Origin of the sequence: Streptomyces litchfieldiae, assembly GCF_031845365.1 — a bacterium.
In the GTDB taxonomy this organism is placed as follows: domain Bacteria; phylum Actinomycetota; class Actinomycetes; order Streptomycetales; family Streptomycetaceae; genus Streptomyces; species Streptomyces litchfieldiae.
Map to the genome: position 1 here is coordinate 55,536 of NZ_JAVREL010000012.1, position 16,911 is coordinate 72,446.

A 16,911-nucleotide genomic window follows, 5' to 3' on the forward strand; every position below is an offset into this window, starting at 1 on the left:
GGCTCAGCGCGGGCGGACCGGGAGCCGCGGAACCACCGCCGTGTCCGGCGTGCTCGCGGAGGGCGGGGCGTGTCTGCTCAGTGATTCACCCTCGATGTCCACATTCGGCAGCACACGCTTCAGGATACGGGGCAGCCACCAGGCCCGGTGGCCGAGCAGCGCCAGGACCGCGGGCACGATCGCCATCCGGACCACGAAGGCGTCGAAGGCGACGGCGGCGGCCAGGCCGACGCCCATCGTCTGGATGGTCGGGCTGTTCATCCCGATGAATCCGGCGAACACGCTGACCATGATGATCGCCGCCGCGGCCACCACGCGTCCGCTGTGCCGGAAACCGTTGACGATGGCCTCGTCCGGGGACGCGCCGTGCACGTATGTCTCTCGCATCCGGGTGAGGAGGAAGACCTCGTAATCCATGGCGAGGCCGAAGACGATCCCGATGATGAGAATCGGCATCAGCGACATGACCGGTCCGGTCTGCTCGACGCCGAGCAGGTCTGCCGCCCAGCCCCACTGGAAGACGGCGACGAGGACGCCGAAGGCGGCACCCACCGACAGGAGGAAGCCGAGCGCGGCCTTGACCGGGACCAGGACCGAGCGGAAGACCACCGTCAGCAGGAGTACCGCCAGGCCGATGACCACGGTCAGGTAGGGGATGAGGGCGTCGGACATGGCTTCGGAAATGTCGATGTTCATCGCGGTGGTGCCGGTCACCAGGACGTCGGCGCCCGTGTCGGTCTCGACACCGGAGACCGCGTCCCGGATCGCGTGCACCAGGTCCTTGGTCTCGCTGCTGTTCGGTGCGGTCTCCGGGACGGCGGTGAGGACGGCCGTGTCCTCGGCCCGGCTGAGAACGGGATCGCCGACGGACGCGACCCCGTCCAGTTCCCGCACGGTTGTGACAACCAGGTCCGTGGTGGCACGGGTGTCACCGGACTCCGATGTGTCCACGACCACGGTCAAGGGGCCGTTGAAGCCGGGCCCGAAGCCTTCCGACAGCAGGTCGTAGGCACGACGCTGGGTGGTCTCCACCGACTTGGACTCGTCTCCGGGCAACCCGAGTTCGAGGCTCAGCGCCGGGAGGGCGACGGCGCCGAGGCCGAGCCCGGCGGTCAGCAGCACGGCCACCGGCCGGCGCAGCACGAACCGCGCCCAGCGGGTGCCGAGGCCGGGCCGGCCGGCCGCGGTGGGCACCGCGTGCGGACGTTCGCCTCCCTGCCGGGTGGCCTTGCGGACGCGGCGGGACAGTACCCGCCGGCCGAAGTAGCCGAACAGCGCGGGGACCAGGGTCAGCGCGACGAGTACGGCAAGGGCCACGGCGCCCGCGCCGCCGAGACCCATCCTGGTGAGTTCGGGGATTCCGACGACCCCGAGACCGGCCAGGGCGATGAACACGGTCGCGCCGGCGAAGACGACGGCGGAACCGGCTGTGCCCACCGCCCGGCCGGCGGCCTCCTCCGGGTCGCTGCCCCGGGCGCGCTCGTCGCGGAAGCGGGAGGTGATGAAGAGCGCGTAGTCGATGCCGACCGCGAGCCCCAGCATCAGCGCCAGGATGGCGACGGTGGACGTCAGGCCCAGCGGAACGGCCAGCGCGGAGACCAGGCCGAAGGCGATGGCCACGCCCACGAAGGCGGTCAGCAGGGACAATCCGGCCGCGACCAGCGACCCGAGAGCGACAACCAGCACGACGGCGGCCACCGCCACACCGATGATCTCCGTCGTACCGCCCGGTTCCTCTTCCGCGTCCAGGGCCGAGCCGCCGATCTCCACGGTCAGCCCCGTGTCCCGGGCCTGGTCGGCGGCGTCCTCGAGGGCGTTCTTCGTCGACTCGGTCAGGTCGGCGGTGTCCGCGGTGTAGGTGATCGTGGAGTAGGCGATGGTGCCGTCCTCGCTGACCGCGCCGGTCTCATAGGGGTCGGTGGCCGACGCGACCTGATCGCCCCCGTCCAGCGAGCGGAGCGCGCTCTCGACGGCCGCCCTGTTCTCCCGGGCCGTCACCTGCTGCCCGTCGGGAGCCCGGAACACCAAACGGGCCTCGGCACCCTGGGAGTTGCTCTCGGGGAAGCGCTGGTCCAGCAGGTCGAACGCCTGCTGCGACTCGGTGCCGGGCATGGAGAGGTCCTCTTCCTCCCCGGCCGGCGCCACGGCGGCGGCGACGACGGCCAGCAGCAGGCCACCCAGCCACAGACGAAGCACGAGCCGCCGCCGCCGGAAGGACCACCGTCCGATCCGGTAAAGAAATATCGCCATTCGCCGATCACTCCAGACACCGCTAGGCAGGGAAACGCGTGAGATTCACGCGCCTCCCACACTCCCTTCCGGCGCCCCGCGGGGCATCGTCCCCCGCTGCCGTCTTCGCCTGGTGCTCCCGGACCAGCCACGCACGCGGCCTGGTGCGTACGCACCAGGCCGTGCCGGGCCGGGGCGGAAGGAGCGGCGGTCGAGGGTCAGGATGATCTCGGTGTCGCAAGCCTCGGCAAGGACGATGTTCACCGCGTCGGTGAGGCCGAGGCGCAGGGCCTCGACGCCCGCGTTCGGGCGGCCCGCAAGGTCACAGCGGCCGGCCACGGCGACCGGTGGTCAGGCTCGGACAGCGACCCGAGTGGTGCGCCACGCCAGACACCTTCCGGGCCTGCCTCGGGTTTCGCCGTGTCTGTCATCGGCCGCGGTTCCCGGCCCGTTCTGGCGCACATCTGACACGGCCGTGCTCGGCGGCACCCGGTAGGGATGTGGATGGCGTACAATGCAATGTACATCACCAACACTCCGGGAGGTGCGGCAGTGACCGTGACGCAGATCGACATCGATGATGACGCCCTGCGGCGAGCCATGGCGCTCTCCAAGGTGAGAACGAAGAAGGAGGCGGTCAATCTCGCTCTCCGCTTCTACACCGAGCAGCAGGAACGTGCGGCTCGCATCACCCGGCACTTCGAGCGGGCACACGAGTGGGGCGCTGTCGAGGACGCCGAGACGCTGCACGAGGAGGAAAAGCGCAGCCGATGATGTACTTGCTCGACACCTCGGGGCTCATCCGGTTGCTGCGCGAACCGAAGTTGCAGTCGGCGTGGCACGACGCAATCGACGCCGGTGCCATCGCATCGTGCTACCCGCAGCGCACGGAGTTCCTGTACAGCGCCCGGGACATGCGCGAGTACAGCGAAATCACGGAGATGTTCACGGACCTCTACCCCGATGTGTCGGTACCGAAGAACACGGGGCGTTGGGTGGCGGCGGTGCAACATCGCATGGCCCAGGCCGGAGAGCATCGAAGCGCCTCGCCCGTGGACCTGATGATCGCCGCGACCGCGGCGTACCACGGCCTGGTCGTGCTGCACGACGATGCCGACTACCGCGTTGTCGCGCGGCATGCGTCGGATTTCGACGAGCACAGCATCTTCGAAACGGTCTGACGCTCCGGTAGGGCAACGGCCCAGGCGGCGTCCGGGGGACATGCGGGAAAAGAACCGGGGCCGGACGGGATGGAGCAGGGAACGTCGATGTGGTTCGGCGCCGGACGCGGTCTGCCCCGCGTCATTCGTTCCGGAGACGGATGGCCATCACGGAACCGTCAGCTCGGATGGACACCGAGTCCCACTTCTCCGATGTGCTTGTCGGAGGTGCGTGTGGAGACTTTTCTCGCAGCTTGTGCGTGTTGGCTTGGACGTCGTGCTGGAATGTCGTCGCCCCTGTTCGATGGTCAGGTAGTGGGACCTGGGCCTTTACTGTTGGAGCGGGCGACGAGAATCGAACTCGCGCTCTGAGCTTGGGAATCACCGGCTGCTCGGCCACCGCCTGGCCGGGGACCCCGCGCGCTTCGCGGTGTCCGTTGTTGACCGTGGTTCTCCGGTTGTTCTGGCACGGGGTCGGGTGGCTCTACAGGTCGTCGGGCAGAAGGCGGAAGGCGTGGTTGCCGGTGAGCGGGGCGACGGCTCTGAAGTCCTGGCTGGCGAGGGTCAGGATGATCTCGGTGTCGAACGCCTCGGCCAGGATGACGTTCACCGCGTCCGTCAGGTCCAGTCGCAGGGCCGCGTAGCGGTTCTGGACCATGCGGGCCTTGCGGAGCGTGTCGGTGGTCAACTCGGGGATGGCCACACGCCCGGTGCGTTCCTGGGCCGGCAGCCAGTCGTTCACCGCGTGTGTCGCTCTGCGGTCGACGTTGCGGGTGGTGATGTGCTCGATCTCCAGGACGACCAGCGGTGACACCACGGTGAGCGCCGCCTGGCGCATGGCGGTGCGGGCGGCTTCGTACTCGGGATCCGAGGAATTGAGGGCGGCGACAAGCCCGGAGGTGTCGCCGATGACGATCACTCGGCGTCCGCCACGCCGTCCGATACCGCGCGGTCGATCTTCTCGGCCGTGACCGGTCTTCCGAAGTCCAGGCTGGGGATGTCCCACTCCTCGTCCCATCGCCGGGTGCGCAGGGCCACCAGGTGGAACGCCTCCCGGAAGTACTCCGACTCCGGCCGACCCTCCCGGGCCGCGGCCTCCTTGATCAGTGCGAGGTCCTCCTCGTCGACCATGACGGTCGTCTTCTTCAAGGCCACATGGTTATGGTGCCTCAGCCATAACCGGCGGCGGTGTCCGGCCAGCAGCCGGGGCCAGGTACTCCACGGCCAGGGGGAGGCGGAATTCAAGGACGGTGATTCCGATTCACGGCGTCCGCTCCCTTCCGGGAGGGGTCCCCGGGCTGCCGCAGTAGGGTGCTTCTGGCCGATTCACCCGTCAACCCACCCCTATCTTCAGGCGAATTGGGTGCTGACGCGGCGGTGTGTGTGCTTGGGTGTCCCGCGGTACTGCGCTGTCGCCCGAGTCATTCCCTGCCTCGTGCGATCGGTAGGTGCCCGCTTGCGATGTGCCGTCCGGTGACGTGCTGTTCGATTCCATCCGGATTCCACTTCCCTTCCATGGCCACCTGCGGGCGCCGTCAGCAGACTTGGTGAGGCGAACGAGACGGAGCGGAACGAGAGCGCGGAGGTGAGTGTTCAGTGCGATCGGCGCAACTGAAGGTGACCTCTCCTGCTGGAAGGGTGCGCGTCTACGTCCTGGACGGTGACCAGTACACCGTCGGCCGCGCCGCTCCGAACCACGAACCGGACATCGTGCTCGCCCCCGATCCGCAGGGTTGGATCAGCCGACTCCACTGCATCCTGGACCTGGAGCACGGTCAGTGGTGGGTTACCGACCAGGCGAGGAACGGCACATTGCTGCTACGGGACATCCCAGGCAGCGAGATGCGGCCGTTGCGCGGCCGGGAGTTGCTGAAGCACGGCGACACTCTGCTGGTTCTTGGGGACATGGTGGACGACGAGCAGTTGCTCTACTGGCGGCTGACCTACGTTGACGCGCATGCGACCCGGCCCGCACCCCGTCGCCCCGAGGCGTCCGGGTCGGGGGCGTCCCGCCCGAGCATCCGTTACGACCCCGTGGGCAGCCGGGTGTACCGGGTCGAGGGCGACAAGGAGACCCTCGTCGAGGGACTGCGGCCCAAGGGACACCAGTTGCTGCGCCACATGGTGTCGCGCAGCAGCGGGCTGTCGGGTGCCGAGGCGGTGGCCTGCGACCACGACGAACTGATCACGGCGCTCTGGAGGACCCGTGAAGAGTGGCTTCCGGGCCGCAGCTATGACCGGACGGACCTGGCGGGCGTCGTGCGCGCGGTGCGCCGGTGCATTGAGCCCGACCCGGCAAACCCCCGGATTCTGGAGACCGTCCCCACCATCGGGTACCGACTGTACTTATACCTGGCAGCCCCACCCGGGTACTGGGGGCAGGTGCGGAAATGAGGGGGCCGACCGGTGCGGAAGGTACCTTGCTGACTCGCGGGCAGCGGGTCCACGCGGGACTCGTGGTGGACCGCGGACTGGGTGAGGGCGCGTTCGCCGAGGTGTACCGGGTCCGGCACCACATCCTCGGTTGGCAGGCGCTGAAGCTTTTCAAACACGTGGCCTCGCTGGGGGCGACCTCCAAGATGCTCGACGAGGCCCGCATGCTCTCCACCCTCGGGCACCCCAACATCATCCGCGTGTTTGACGCCGGCACTGTGCAGACATCCGAGGGCATGCGCGGCTACATCACCATGGAGTATGTGGCGGGCGGCAGCCTGGAGCGGCTGGTCGCCTCGCACTCGGGCGTGGTGCCGGTCGGTGAGGTGACGGCGGTGCTGCGGCAGGCCGCCGAGGGGCTGGCCGTCGCCCACGAGCGGCAGCACCCCATCGTGCACCGGGATTTGTCCCTGGCCAATCTGCTCATCACCTACGACGAGTCCGGGCTGCGGGTGAAGGTGAGCGATTTCGGCTTGGCCAAGGAGACCGACCCGGCGACGATGGCGGCCAGTGCCCAGGGCACTGTCGCCTATATGCCACCCGAGGTGCTGCGCTGTGGCCGGGGCTATTCGTGCGCCGGGGACGTGTGGGCCCTGGGCACGATCGCGTACTTCCTGCTCACCAATCGTTTCCCGTACAACGGCGGCGATCCGGTGCAGTCCTTCTCCCTTGAGAGGTTCAACCGCCCGCTGCTGCCGCCGAGCGCGTTCAATGACGACGTCGGTCCTGAACTGGACCGGCTGGTCACGGACATGTTGCGGATTGATCCGGGTGACAGGCCCGCCACGGCGCGCACGGTCGCGGAGCGCGCCTCGGACCTGCGACCGCGGTCCGGCGCGGGGGACGTGACTCAGATGGGGCCACCGCGGCACGGCTCCCCCGTGGCGGAGAAGTCCGTCGAGGAGTTGGTCCGGGCAGCCGTGGCTCTTTCCCGAGTGCCCGGGCGGCTGGAGGACGCGGCGAATCAGCTGGAAGAGGTCATCAGCCGCCATCCCCGATTCCGGCAGCGGCACATGGCAAGGCTCATGACGTGGCGCAGGGGAGTGGTCATGTGAACGGCGCGACGCAGGGGGGAAGGATGTACGAGGAGACAGTGGGTGGCGGGGCGCGTGAGTCGGACGCTGTCGGACGCGGCACCGGGGACCTGTCCCGTTTCGCGGACCTGGCCGGGGTACGGCTGTACCGCAGGAACGTCTTCGCCGTCACCGGGCTGCCCGCCGATGCTCAGGGCCGTGTGGTACGGCGGCACAGGCAGCAGTTGGAGGCCCGGCTGGCGATCGAGGAGACGTGGCCGGGAGACGCGGAATCGCCCCTGGTAGGGCGGTACCGCAAGGAGGAGGTTCGCGCGGCGTTCGAGGAGTTTCAGGACCCGCGGCGGCGGCTGGTGGACGAGCTCTTATGGCGGTGGGGGGAGGCGGACCTTGGCTGCGGCTGCCCCCGGTCCGTGCACGACGACCACGATGAGGTGGTGCGTCTGCATGCCAAGGCTCTGGAGGTGGAGGCCGGACGTCTGACGGTCCCCGCGAAAGAACTCGGCGCGCTGTGGCGCGGCGCGGCGAGCGGCTGGGGAACGCTGCTGGCGCGGGCGGAGTTCCGCGAGCACGTCACCCACCGCATGAGAGCACTCAACGATCCGAGGCTCGGCGAGCACACGACTGACGACTTCCTGGCCGGATTGCCCAAGCTGCTCGTGTCCCCGCTCCTGGAACTGGCCATGGAGCCGGCCTTCGGCGAACGGCTGGCCGATGTGTCCGAGGAGTGGGCGCGGATCGCCGTCTTCTCGACGCACATCTCCGAGCTCTTCGAGGAGACCCTGGAGGAAAGAACAGAGAAGATCAGGGACGGCTTGTTGGCGGCGGAGGGCATGCAGGAAGCGCGGCGGTATGCGGACGCCGCGGAGATTCTGCGGCAGCGGGTCGTCCCTGAATTCGAACAGCTCGATGTCTTACGGGCGTTCCTCCCGGAATGGCGCCACGAGCAGATTGCGCACGCGGTCGCCGTCACGCTGAACAACCTGGCGGTCGCGCTCCAGCACTATCACTTGAACATCAGGCCGACCGCAGAGCAGCGGGACACGATGCTCGGCCTCGTGGAGAAGGCGCACGACTTCGCCCCGAAGCGGGACGAGGGCCACATCTTTCGGAACTGGGCCGCCATTCGCGAGCAGTTCGGTAGCCCCGGCCGCGTCAGGGGGCGGCCGGTGCCGGAGGTCAGCACCAACCGACGCCGCGACACCATCGGCTGTGTGCTGTTCCTGCTGGGGATCGCCGCAGTGCTCGTCCTGGCAGCCGTCGTGGGACCAGCGCCCGCGATCATCGCGGGTTTCGGCGCGTTCGTGGTCATCGGCTATATCAGCCACCTCCTGGAATTGAGCGGGCATGAAGGAGCATGAGATGACTTCCCGGGCTCGCCGCCGAGTGCGCCATGTACGCGATGCTCTCGCTCAGTTGCGGCATCCACCGGAGTTTCGCGTTCCGCGCCCCTTTCTCGCCCCCGCCCAGGCCGACTGGGTCGCGGACGTCCTCGCCGAGGCCGAGGCCGCCCGGGTCGAGGCCGCCGAGGCCCTCGCCGGCCGGGCCGACACCTCGGACAGCCCCGGCTCCGACGCGCTGGTGGGCGCCGCCACCGGCATCTGGCGCGCCCTGCGCAAGCTGGACCAGGACATCGGCGCGCTCTCGGCGGCAGACCTGCGGCAGGTACGCCGTCAGGTCCATGCAAGCCGTCAGGCACTCGCCGACGACGGACTGGAGATCCAGGAGCACGACGGCGCACCGTTCGACTCCGGCCTGTCCCTTGAGGTCCTGATGTTCCAGGACATGCCGGAACTGACCGGCGAGGTGGTCTTGGAGACCGTACGGCCCTCCGTCTACTTCCGCGGCGAACGCATTCAGATGGGCCAGGTCATCGTGGGCAGGCCCGCACCCGAGCAGATCCCCGGCACATGAACGACCAAGGAGGTCAGGGCAGTGCGTGAAACCATCGACTTCGGCATCGACCTCGGCACCACCAACAGCGCCATCGCGGTGGCGGAGGACGACGGCGTACACATCATCAAGAACAACGACGGCTGGGACTACACGCCGTCCGCCGTCTGGATTCCCAAGGAAGGCGTGATCCACGTCGGCAGGCGGGCCCGAGAGCGCACGGAGAGCGATCCGGACAACGCCTACGCCGAGTTCAAACTGGAGATGGGCGCGGCGGGCGCCCACCGCAGCTTCCAGCGCACCGGTGTGTCGCTCACCCCCGAGCAGTTGTCCGCCGAGGTGCTCAAGTCGCTGCGCCAGGACGCCGCCGTCGAGTACGGGTACCAGCCGGAGGCGGCGGTGATCACCGTCCCCGCCTCCTTCGCCCTCAACCAGAACAACGCCACGTCAGCCGCCGCGGCCCTGGCTGGCCTCGGCGACCACTGCCCGCTGGTGCAGGAGCCCACGGCCGCGGCGATCGCGTATGGCGTTCAGGACGCCTCGGACTCCGCCTACTGGATGGTGTTCGACCTCGGCGGCGGGACCTTCGACGCGGCCGTGATGAGCAAGCGCGACGGCGAACTGCAACTGATCCAGCACGCGGGCGACCCGTACCTCGGTGGGAAGCTCATCGACTGGGCCCTCGTAGACGACCTGCTGGTCCCCGCAGTCCGCCGCGACCTGGGACTGCCCGACTTCGCCCGAAGCGACCGGCGGTGGCGCAAGAGCTTCGCCAAACTCAAGCTGGAGGCGGAGAACGCCAAGATCGCGCTGTCCCGGACGGCTTCGATCGAGATCTCCGTCGATATCGAGGACGGTGACGGCGGCACCGAGCCCTTCGAGTACACCCTTACGCGGGGCGCCCTCGACGACCTCGCGCTGCCTTTCTACACCCGCGCGGTCAAGCTGTGCCGCGATGCGCTCGCCGAGAGCTCACTCCGCCCCGACCACATCGACCGGCTGCTCCTGGTCGGCGGGGCCACGCTCAGCCCGGGGTTGCGCGAACTACTGGCCGACCCGGTGGACGGCCCCGGCATCCCCGTCGACCACAGCCAGGACCCCACCACCGTGGTGGCACGCGGCGCCGCGGTCTTCGCCCGTACCGTCCGGCTGCCGCGGAAGCCGCGGAAGGCGGCGCCCGGCGAGTTCACGGTGGAACTCACCTACCCGGCGCAGTCCGTTGACACCACCGGGATTCCGGTCTCCGGCAGGCTGAGCAGCGGCAGCACGGTGGACTGGACGCAGTATGCCGTCACCCTGAGCAACCCGGACGGGCACCCGCCCTTCCGCGGCCCGCGCACCGAACTCAGCCAGGACGGCGCCTTCTACACGGAGGTGGCCATCGACGAGCAAACCAAGTCCCGCTTCACCGTGGAGCTCACCGACGCCTCCGGCACCCGGCAGAAGCTGGCCGGGGACACTTTGTCCATCACCCACGCCACGGTCGTCCCCGGCGACGCGGTGCTCACCGGCACCCTCGGCATCGGCAAGGCCGACGGCACGTTCGACCCATTGCTCCGCAAGGGCACGGCGCTGCCGGCCATTGTGACGAAGACGTACCGGACGACCATCCCGCTGCGGCGGTCCGAGCCGGACGCTGTCATCCGCATCCCCCTGTTGGAGGGCGAGCGCCGACGCGCCGACCGCAACACCCGGGTCGGTCTGCTGGAGATCCGCCCGCGGGACGTTCGCATCGACCTGCCCGCGGAGAGTGAGGTCGAGGTGACCTTCGAGATCCATGCGAGTAACCGGGAGGTCCTCGTCACCGCCGACATCCCGTTGGTGCAGCAGCAGTTCGAGGCGACGATCAACCGCTCCGAACTGCTGCCGCCCGAACACGACGAGCTTGTGGACCGCCTGCACGACTTGGAGCAGCGGTTGCGTGGCCTCCAAGACCAGGCCGAGGACGCGTACGCGGAAGGGGCCAGGACTCAACTGGAGGACCTCGCGGACCAGAACACCCTTCCCCAACTGCGCAAGGAGGTGGACGCCGCGGCTGTCGACACCGGCGCGGCCGTCACCAGTGACCGCCGGATCCGCGACATCGAGGCCCAGCTCGACGACATCGAGGAGGGCATCGAGGTTCCCGGACTTCAGCGCGAGCTGTGGGATCTGCTGAGCGTCTGCGAGGACATCATTGAGCAGGCCGGCGGGGGCCCGTCCGACCGACGGGAGCTCCAGAACCTGCGTGGACGCGCAAGTGCGCTCGGTGAGGATGCCACTCCGGCGGACCTTCGGCGGCTCATCAAGCGGGCCAGGGAATTTCAGGTCGAGCTGCTGCGCCGCACCGACCAGTGGGAGTACCTGGTCTTCAACGCGCTGGCCGAGATGCGCGACGAGATGGTCTCGCGTGCCCAGGCGGACGCAGCGATCCTCCAGGGGCGGCGGGCCGTCGCCGCGGGGGATCTCCGGACCCTCGCCAGTGTCAACGAGCGACTGCGTCGACTGCTGCCGCCGGGGGTCGTGGACGAGGTCGAGCGGAAGACCGGCGGGGTTAAGTAACCCCTGGGACAAAGGAGCTGAAAGTGACCACAACCCGCGTCTCCTTCGGTGCCCGGCCCGGAGCGAACCTCTCCGCCAGCACGGAGGCCGACGGAACGGTCCCGACCGGGACACCGCTCCACCCCGCGCTTGTGCTGTCCCGCAGCCGAGCGGCGGCCCGTTCCGGCGACCTGGACGAAGCCCTACGGCTCTTGCGGTCCGCCGATGATCCCGCCGTCGGCGGACATCGGGACGTGCTCGACCTGCTTGCCCGCGTGCACGCTCAGCGGGGCGAACTGACCGAGGCGGCGGCGGCTTGGCGGCGCGTCCAGGAGCGGCACCCTCAGGATCCGGCGGCCCTGGCCGGGCTGGCGCGCATCGAGCGCCTCCGCCGCGGCGGCCCGCGGGCGGCGTTCGCCCGGCACCGCACGCATACGGCACTGGCTGCCGCAGTGTGCGCGGTGACCGCCCTCGCGGCGGGAGCGGCCGCGCTCATTGACGGCACCGACGGCGGACCGCCCACACGGCACAGTGCCTTGCCGGCCGAGCAGGCGGAGCAGATCGCTCAGCGCCTCGAAGCAGAACGCGAGACGGAGCTCGCACAGCAGCGGGCCCGCGAAGAGGCTCGCCGGGCGGCGGCGGCCGACGCGCTGGCCCGCGCGCTTCAGGCCCCGGGCCTGCACCCCGTGGTCCGCCAAGACTCCGTGGAAGTCGCCTTCACGGAGGGGCTCTTCTCCGAGGGCGCTGAGCTGACCACGACCGGCGCCGATCGGCTCGCCGTTCTCGGCGAGCGCCTGGCCGGGCGCCAAGTGCGCGTCGAGATCTTCGGCCATGCCGCCACTGTCCCCGGCGCCCCGTCCAGCGGCGGTTCCGTCGTCTCCTTGTGGCGCGCGCTCATCGCTGCCCGTGAGCTCAGCGCGGCCAGCGGCAAATCCCTCACCGAGTTCACCACCGCGAGCGCGGATCAGCGAGACGCGCCGTACGAGAGCGCCGAGAGGAACCGGACGGTCACCGTGGTGATTACACCGGCGTAGCAGCATGCCGGCCAGGACCGTTCGTCATCCTGCCGCCGGCCCGTGCACCCGACACTCACCTCCTCGAAGAGCGCGGTGGTGAGGGCCGCCGGGGCGTGTGGAAGGCGTCTCGCGATGCGGACGGTGTCGTGATATCGAACTCGCGCTCTGAGCTTGGGAATCACCGTGCGTAACGGCCAGCGTATGCCCTCTGACCGCGACGAACGCCACGTTGCCCGGGGAGCCCGCGTGCTTCACGGTGTCCATCGTCGACCGTGGTTACCCGGCTGTTCTGGCACGCATCTGGCACGGGGGCAGGCGGGTCTACAGGTCGTCGGGCAGAAGCCGAAGGGCGTGATTGTCGGTGAGCGGGGTGACCGCTCTGAAGTCCCGGCGGTCATGACAGTCGTCTTCTTCAGCGCCACAAGGTTATGGGCCCCCACTGTAAATCCGTCCGACGCGAAGGGCCGGAGCCAGACCTTCCTGGGCTGATACGGCACCGGCGCCTGATGGTGTGGACCGGGCGGATTCCGTTGTCCGGAGCGGGAATGCTCATGGGACGTCGATCACCAGGCAGTCGTCCTCGCGGATGCTGCATCGTGCCAGTCCCGTCGGGCTTCCGTCGGTGTGCAACTCGGCGAGCAGCAGGTCATCGTCCTCCCAGGTCATAAGGAGGAGTTGTCGGTTGTCGGGTGGCCGCAGTGTGAGCTGTCGGCTGCCGTCGACCGTCTGCGCCGTGATCTCGGGAACCGTCTGGGACTCGCCGCCCCAGGCACCTCCGTACCCAAGCCACGTGCCGGACGGGCTGACCTCGACGTCTTCGCCCGGCAGTGTCCGCAACCGACGCAGCGTCCCCGAGTCGGAGGCCTCCGCCAGGTATGACGCATCGCGCTCGCCGTCCTTGGCGCCGTCGAACACGATCAGACCGGCGGTGGTGCTGGCCCGCACCCACTGGTCGGGCGCGGTGATGTCGAGGTCGACAGTCTCGTCGCCCGCGGCCGCGAGCCACATCAGACGCCGGCTGTCGCTCTCCAGGAAGACCTTGGTGTCCTCGGTGACCGCGACGACCCCGAGAGCGTTCGGATCGTCCGGCCCGGTCGCATCAATCTGCAGGGTGTTGACAGTCTCACCGGACTGCGTGTCGATGAGCAGCACCTGCCCGCCGTTCTGCGTGGTGGTGCCGACCGCCAGCAGTTTGCCGTCGGGAGAGAGCCGAGGCTGCAGTATCACCGTGCCGGAGATGGCGCGTTCCTCGGCACCGGTGCCCCACCACCAGGTGTCGTCGTCGCGCTGCGCGACCCAGGCGCCACCGGCCTGGTTCACGGTCCACCAGGACCCAGGCAGTTGCTCTCCCCCGACGTACAAGCGGCTGTCGAACACGTAGGGTACCGTCGGCGCGTCAGCTGTAAGGGGACGGACAGAGGGCCTCTCTGTGGGCGACGTCGCCGGCCGCGGTCTCCCGTCGTCCCGGTACGACGACACCACGGCGACCGCACCCACGACGATGAGGGTCACGGCGGCGACCAGCAGTGGCCGCCAGAGGCGCTGGCTGCGGACCGACTCCTGCGGCATTGGCGGACGTGCCGGAACCCGCAGGCCGGAGGCCACCTCGCGGAACTCGCGCCTGAGGATCTCTTCGACGTCGGCACTCATGTCAGTTCTCCCTCCCGTCGGTGCGTTCCGAGCAGAGAGCGGCTCGCAACGTCTTGAGGGCGTGATGTGCGGTGGACTTCACGTTGCCGCGCGAGCAGCCGAGGGCGTCGGCGATCTCCTGCTCGCTCAGGCCCTCGTAATAGCGCAGCACGATCACCGCGCGCTGGCGCGGCGGCAGTGACGTCACATGCGGCCAGAGCATCAACCGGTCCTCGGGCGCGTGCGGCGGCTGCGCGACGTCGGGCTCGGGCGGGGTGGCGGTCAACAGCTCCAGCCGCCGCTTCTTCGGGCGGCGGGCCGACAAGAACGCGTTGGTGAGCACGCGCCGCAAGTACGCGTCCAGCGAGTCCGACCGGATGACCCGCGACCAGGAGCGATACGCGTTCAGCAACGTCTGCTGAGCGATGTCCTCGGCATCTGCGTGGTTGCCGGTGAGCAGATACGCACTGCGGTAGAGCGACGGCCAGATGACGCCGGCATACTCCTCAAACGCCAATGCGTTCATGCCGCCGGTCTCGGTGTGCATTTTCGTACGCCACCCCCTTCATCTGGCCTGACTCCGGCGGCCGTCAGGAGGTTGTGTCAGCCACGCAGGTCCGCTCACCCGGGGCGTGTCCAGCGAGCGGCCCTGAACAGACCCCACCCCGGCCGTCAGCGAGCGGACACGGTGCGGCCCAGGAGATCACTGAAAATCGTTGGTTCTGGCCCCGCGGCTGCTGACGCCGGAGACGTTCGCGGACATGTACCCCGCACTCAACGGTGGTGTCGCAGAGCCTGTTCGGGACCTCGGACGTGGTGACCGTGCTGAAGCCGCGGTGCAATCCGCGGTGGAAGGCAGCGTGCGGGCTGGGCCTGTACGACACCGCGTTCGACCCGTCGCTGCTGACCTGCTTCCGGCGCCGGCCGCAGCGGTCCTCGGAGGACTCCACGGTGTTCGACGACGCGGTGGCCACCCAGGGCATGGTCACCCAGCTGATCTCGGCAGTCCGCCGGGTGATCCGGGCATAACGGGCGAACCGCCGAACCGATCAGCGACCGAACCCCGCTGACGAATCGAGGCCGATGTCCACCACATCGGTCGGCGGTGCCCATTCATTTCATGGAAGCTCCGTGTAGGCGGCGAAGCCGGTGAATACGTCGATGTTTCCGCCGGCCACCCAAAGCCGTCCGGCATCGGCGTCGGCACTTGTCAACACAACCGCGTCCGTGGTCGGACCCGCGACCTGGACCAGTCCTGGACGCTCGGCGCCGGCCTTGGTCGTGAGCACCAGGGGGGTCGAGGCCCAGTCACGATCGAGTTCCTCGCCGACGACAACGGGGTGCCCCTCGACGATCGTCACGTCGTAGACCTGTGCCGAGACGTTCGGCGTCGGCACCTCGCTCCACTCCGAGCCGTCGTAGTGCCAGGCGATCGGCTGGATCGCGCCCCCGGTGTACTGATGACCCGCCGCCCAGATGTCGGTGGCGTCGACAGCGGCGATGCCGCTCAGGATCTGCGATCCGTCGGCGGGGAACTCCTCGACCATGGTCCAGGAAGTGCCGTCGAAATGTGCCAGGCCGGGGTTGAGGGCCAGCCACGCGTCGTCGGGAGCCAGCACCGTCAGGCTGTTGCCATTGATCGCGCCCTCCAGACCGTCGGCGTACTCGGTCCACTCACCGTCGGCGTACTGGTATACGACAGCGGGTTCGGCGGAGCCGATCCGAGCCCAGCCAGTCACCCATACAGTGCCTTCCGCGTCCACGACGACGTCATCGAACGCGCCGATCTCAGCCGGACTCGGGATCTCCGCCCACGTCGTGCCGTCCCAGTGCAGCACCAGCGGACTGGTCATGCCCTCGTCGGCTGAACCATCCCAGCCGACCGCCCAGACGTCGTCGGCAGCGGCGACGGCCACCTCCACGAGGTTGGCTCCTGAGACGTCCGGCGTCGCGTCGGTCCAGGTGTCGCCGTCACGTCGCAGCGCCACCAGTCGCTCGCCGGACTCGGACCCGACGGCCCAGGCGACACCGTCGGCGGCGTCGACGTCCTCGATCATGAGGCCCGGCTGACCGATCGGCGTCTCGGTCCAGCTGTACGGATCGACGCTCGGCGCTGCCGCGCTCGAAGCCGGTATCGCCAACATGGCAGTCCAGACGAGCGTCAGAGCCGAGGCTCCGATCGCCCACCGCAGGCGTCCAGCCGGCAGATCTCGATCTTCAATCCGCTCTACCGTCAAGTTCGACATCCACACTCCACTGATCACAGGCACGTCCGGCGACGGAGCCTCCTGAAGTTATTGATGCAGCCGCAGGGCTGTCAGGTTGTACGCGGTGGAAGCCAATGTGATGGACCTTCGTGTTCGTTCTCGCGCGCCACGTGCATGCAGAAGTCGTCGTGGTCCTGGCGCTCGCCCTTGGCGGGGCAGCCGGCCGGTGTGCCCCCGCAGACGATGGGGCGTGATGCGGCCGGGAAAAATACCGGGCCGCAAGCGCGGCTTGGCCGTTGACGTCCTGGGGCTGGTGATCGCGGTGGCCGCGTCGGCGCACGAGAACGCCGTCGTCGCGCACGGCCAGCAGGTGAGCATCGAGGTGGAGATCGTGGAGCGCACTCCGCGCAGACCGGGTTCGTTCCCCAGATGAAGCAGCGAATCGGGCATCAACTCTCATACCGCCCTCTCAAGTGGTGCGAGGGACTTGGAGAGGTCTGGACAACACAACGGCCCAGGCTGGGGATCTTGTCCCTGACCTGGGCCTTAACCGTTGGAGCGGGCGACGAGAATCGAACTCGCGCTCTGAGCTTGGGAATCACCGGCGCTTCGGTTGCGTTTCGCAGGTCAGCCGCATGAGGTCTTGACGGTCCCGATCCCTGGACTCGGTCGTCTTGCGCCCCGGTTGTCCATGGTTGACCGCCTCTGCTGGTGGGGGGAGCGGCGCGACGGCAACCGAGCGCCCGAACTCACCCAGGACGGACAGGCGACGCTGCGCAAGCCAGTGCGGCCG

At 68.9% G+C, this 16,911-nt stretch carries 15 protein-coding genes and 1 pseudogene; 10 read left to right on the forward strand and 6 right to left on the reverse strand.

Annotation, left to right across the window (positions count from 1 at the left end; translation table 11 throughout):
* Positions 1 to 3: 3 nt before the first annotated feature.
* The gene (locus tag RM590_RS20370; protein WP_311706081.1) at positions 4 to 2,250 is read right to left on the reverse strand and encodes an MMPL family transporter; all 2,247 of its coding nucleotides are present in this window, start codon (positions 2,248 to 2,250) and stop codon (positions 4 to 6) included.
* 531 nt (positions 2,251 to 2,781) lie between these two features.
* Between RM590_RS20370 and RM590_RS20380 the strand changes: the two genes are divergently transcribed.
* Together RM590_RS20380 and RM590_RS20385 are read left to right on the forward strand one after the other, a co-directional pair.
* Complete coding sequence (locus RM590_RS20380) at positions 2,782 to 3,003, forward strand: type II toxin-antitoxin system VapB family antitoxin (RefSeq protein WP_311706082.1); 222 nt, start codon at positions 2,782 to 2,784, stop codon at positions 3,001 to 3,003.
* Positions 3,000 to 3,410 (forward strand): PIN domain-containing protein, encoded by a 411-nt coding sequence (locus tag RM590_RS20385; protein WP_311706083.1) that lies wholly within the window; start codon positions 3,000 to 3,002, stop codon positions 3,408 to 3,410. Before RM590_RS20380 ends, RM590_RS20385 begins: the two co-directional genes overlap by 4 nt.
* 463 nt (positions 3,411 to 3,873) lie before the next feature.
* On the opposite strand, the gene RM590_RS20390 is transcribed toward RM590_RS20385, so the two are convergent.
* A complete protein-coding gene (locus RM590_RS20390; protein ID WP_311706084.1) occupies positions 3,874 to 4,308 on the reverse strand; it encodes a PIN domain-containing protein in 435 nt (144 codons plus the stop codon).
* A complete protein-coding gene (locus RM590_RS20395; protein WP_311706085.1) occupies positions 4,305 to 4,544 on the reverse strand; it encodes a ribbon-helix-helix protein, CopG family in 240 nt (79 codons plus the stop codon). Before RM590_RS20395 ends, RM590_RS20390 begins: the two co-directional genes overlap by 4 nt.
* Before the next feature lie 483 nt (positions 4,545 to 5,027).
* On the opposite strand from RM590_RS20395, the gene RM590_RS20400 reads away from it, so the two are divergent.
* The 6 genes from RM590_RS20400 to RM590_RS20425 all read left to right on the forward strand — a co-directional run bounded on the left by RM590_RS20400 (position 5,028) and on the right by RM590_RS20425 (position 12,300).
* Entirely contained in the window at positions 5,028 to 5,783 is a 756-nt protein-coding gene (locus tag RM590_RS20400) for an FHA domain-containing protein (protein ID WP_311706086.1), read from the forward strand.
* 26 nt (positions 5,784 to 5,809) lie between these two features.
* Positions 5,810 to 6,877, forward strand: coding sequence for a serine/threonine-protein kinase (locus RM590_RS20405; protein ID WP_311706087.1), 1,068 nt, complete (start codon positions 5,810 to 5,812; stop codon positions 6,875 to 6,877).
* 203 nt (positions 6,878 to 7,080) lie between these two features.
* Positions 7,081 to 8,214: a hypothetical protein gene (locus tag RM590_RS20410; RefSeq protein ID WP_311706088.1), complete on the forward strand. Its 1,134-nt coding sequence runs from the start codon at positions 7,081 to 7,083 to the stop codon at positions 8,212 to 8,214.
* Position 8,215: 1 nt separating this feature from the next.
* Positions 8,216 to 8,767 carry a hypothetical protein gene (locus tag RM590_RS20415; protein ID WP_311706089.1) on the forward strand — a complete coding sequence of 184 codons (552 nt, stop codon included), beginning with the start codon at positions 8,216 to 8,218 and terminating at the stop codon, positions 8,765 to 8,767.
* A gap of 21 nt (positions 8,768 to 8,788) precedes the next feature.
* Positions 8,789 to 11,287, forward strand: a complete 2,499-nt coding sequence (locus tag RM590_RS20420) for an Hsp70 family protein (protein ID WP_311706090.1) — start codon at positions 8,789 to 8,791, stop codon at positions 11,285 to 11,287.
* A 23-nt stretch (positions 11,288 to 11,310) separates the two neighbouring features.
* On the forward strand, positions 11,311 to 12,300 hold the full coding sequence (locus RM590_RS20425) for a tetratricopeptide repeat protein (RefSeq protein ID WP_311706091.1): 990 nt from the start codon (positions 11,311 to 11,313) through the stop codon (positions 12,298 to 12,300).
* 531 nt (positions 12,301 to 12,831) lie between these two features.
* Here the strand turns inward: RM590_RS20425 and RM590_RS20430 are convergent.
* Together RM590_RS20430 and RM590_RS20435 are read right to left on the reverse strand one after the other, a co-directional pair.
* On the reverse strand, positions 12,832 to 13,932 hold the full coding sequence (locus RM590_RS20430) for a WD40 repeat domain-containing protein (protein ID WP_311706092.1): 1,101 nt from the start codon (positions 13,930 to 13,932) through the stop codon (positions 12,832 to 12,834).
* Position 13,933: 1 nt separating this feature from the next.
* Positions 13,934 to 14,458 (reverse strand): SigE family RNA polymerase sigma factor, encoded by a 525-nt coding sequence (locus RM590_RS20435; protein WP_311706093.1) that lies wholly within the window; start codon positions 14,456 to 14,458, stop codon positions 13,934 to 13,936.
* Positions 14,459 to 14,691: 233 nt separating this feature from the next.
* Here RM590_RS20435 and RM590_RS20440 point away from each other — a divergent pair, with 233 nt between their 5' ends.
* Positions 14,692 to 14,940, forward strand: coding sequence for a transposase (locus RM590_RS20440; protein WP_394813912.1), 249 nt, complete (start codon positions 14,692 to 14,694; stop codon positions 14,938 to 14,940).
* 89 nt (positions 14,941 to 15,029) lie between these two features.
* On the opposite strand, the gene RM590_RS20445 is transcribed toward RM590_RS20440, so the two are convergent.
* Positions 15,030 to 16,157, reverse strand: a complete 1,128-nt coding sequence (locus RM590_RS20445; protein WP_311706094.1) for a beta propeller repeat protein — start codon at positions 16,155 to 16,157, stop codon at positions 15,030 to 15,032.
* A 183-nt stretch (positions 16,158 to 16,340) separates the two neighbouring features.
* Between RM590_RS20445 and RM590_RS20450 the strand changes: the two are divergent.
* Positions 16,341 to 16,548, forward strand: a pseudogene (locus RM590_RS20450) (IS5/IS1182 family transposase); the annotation flags it as partial.
* Positions 16,549 to 16,911: the final 363 nt, after the last annotated feature.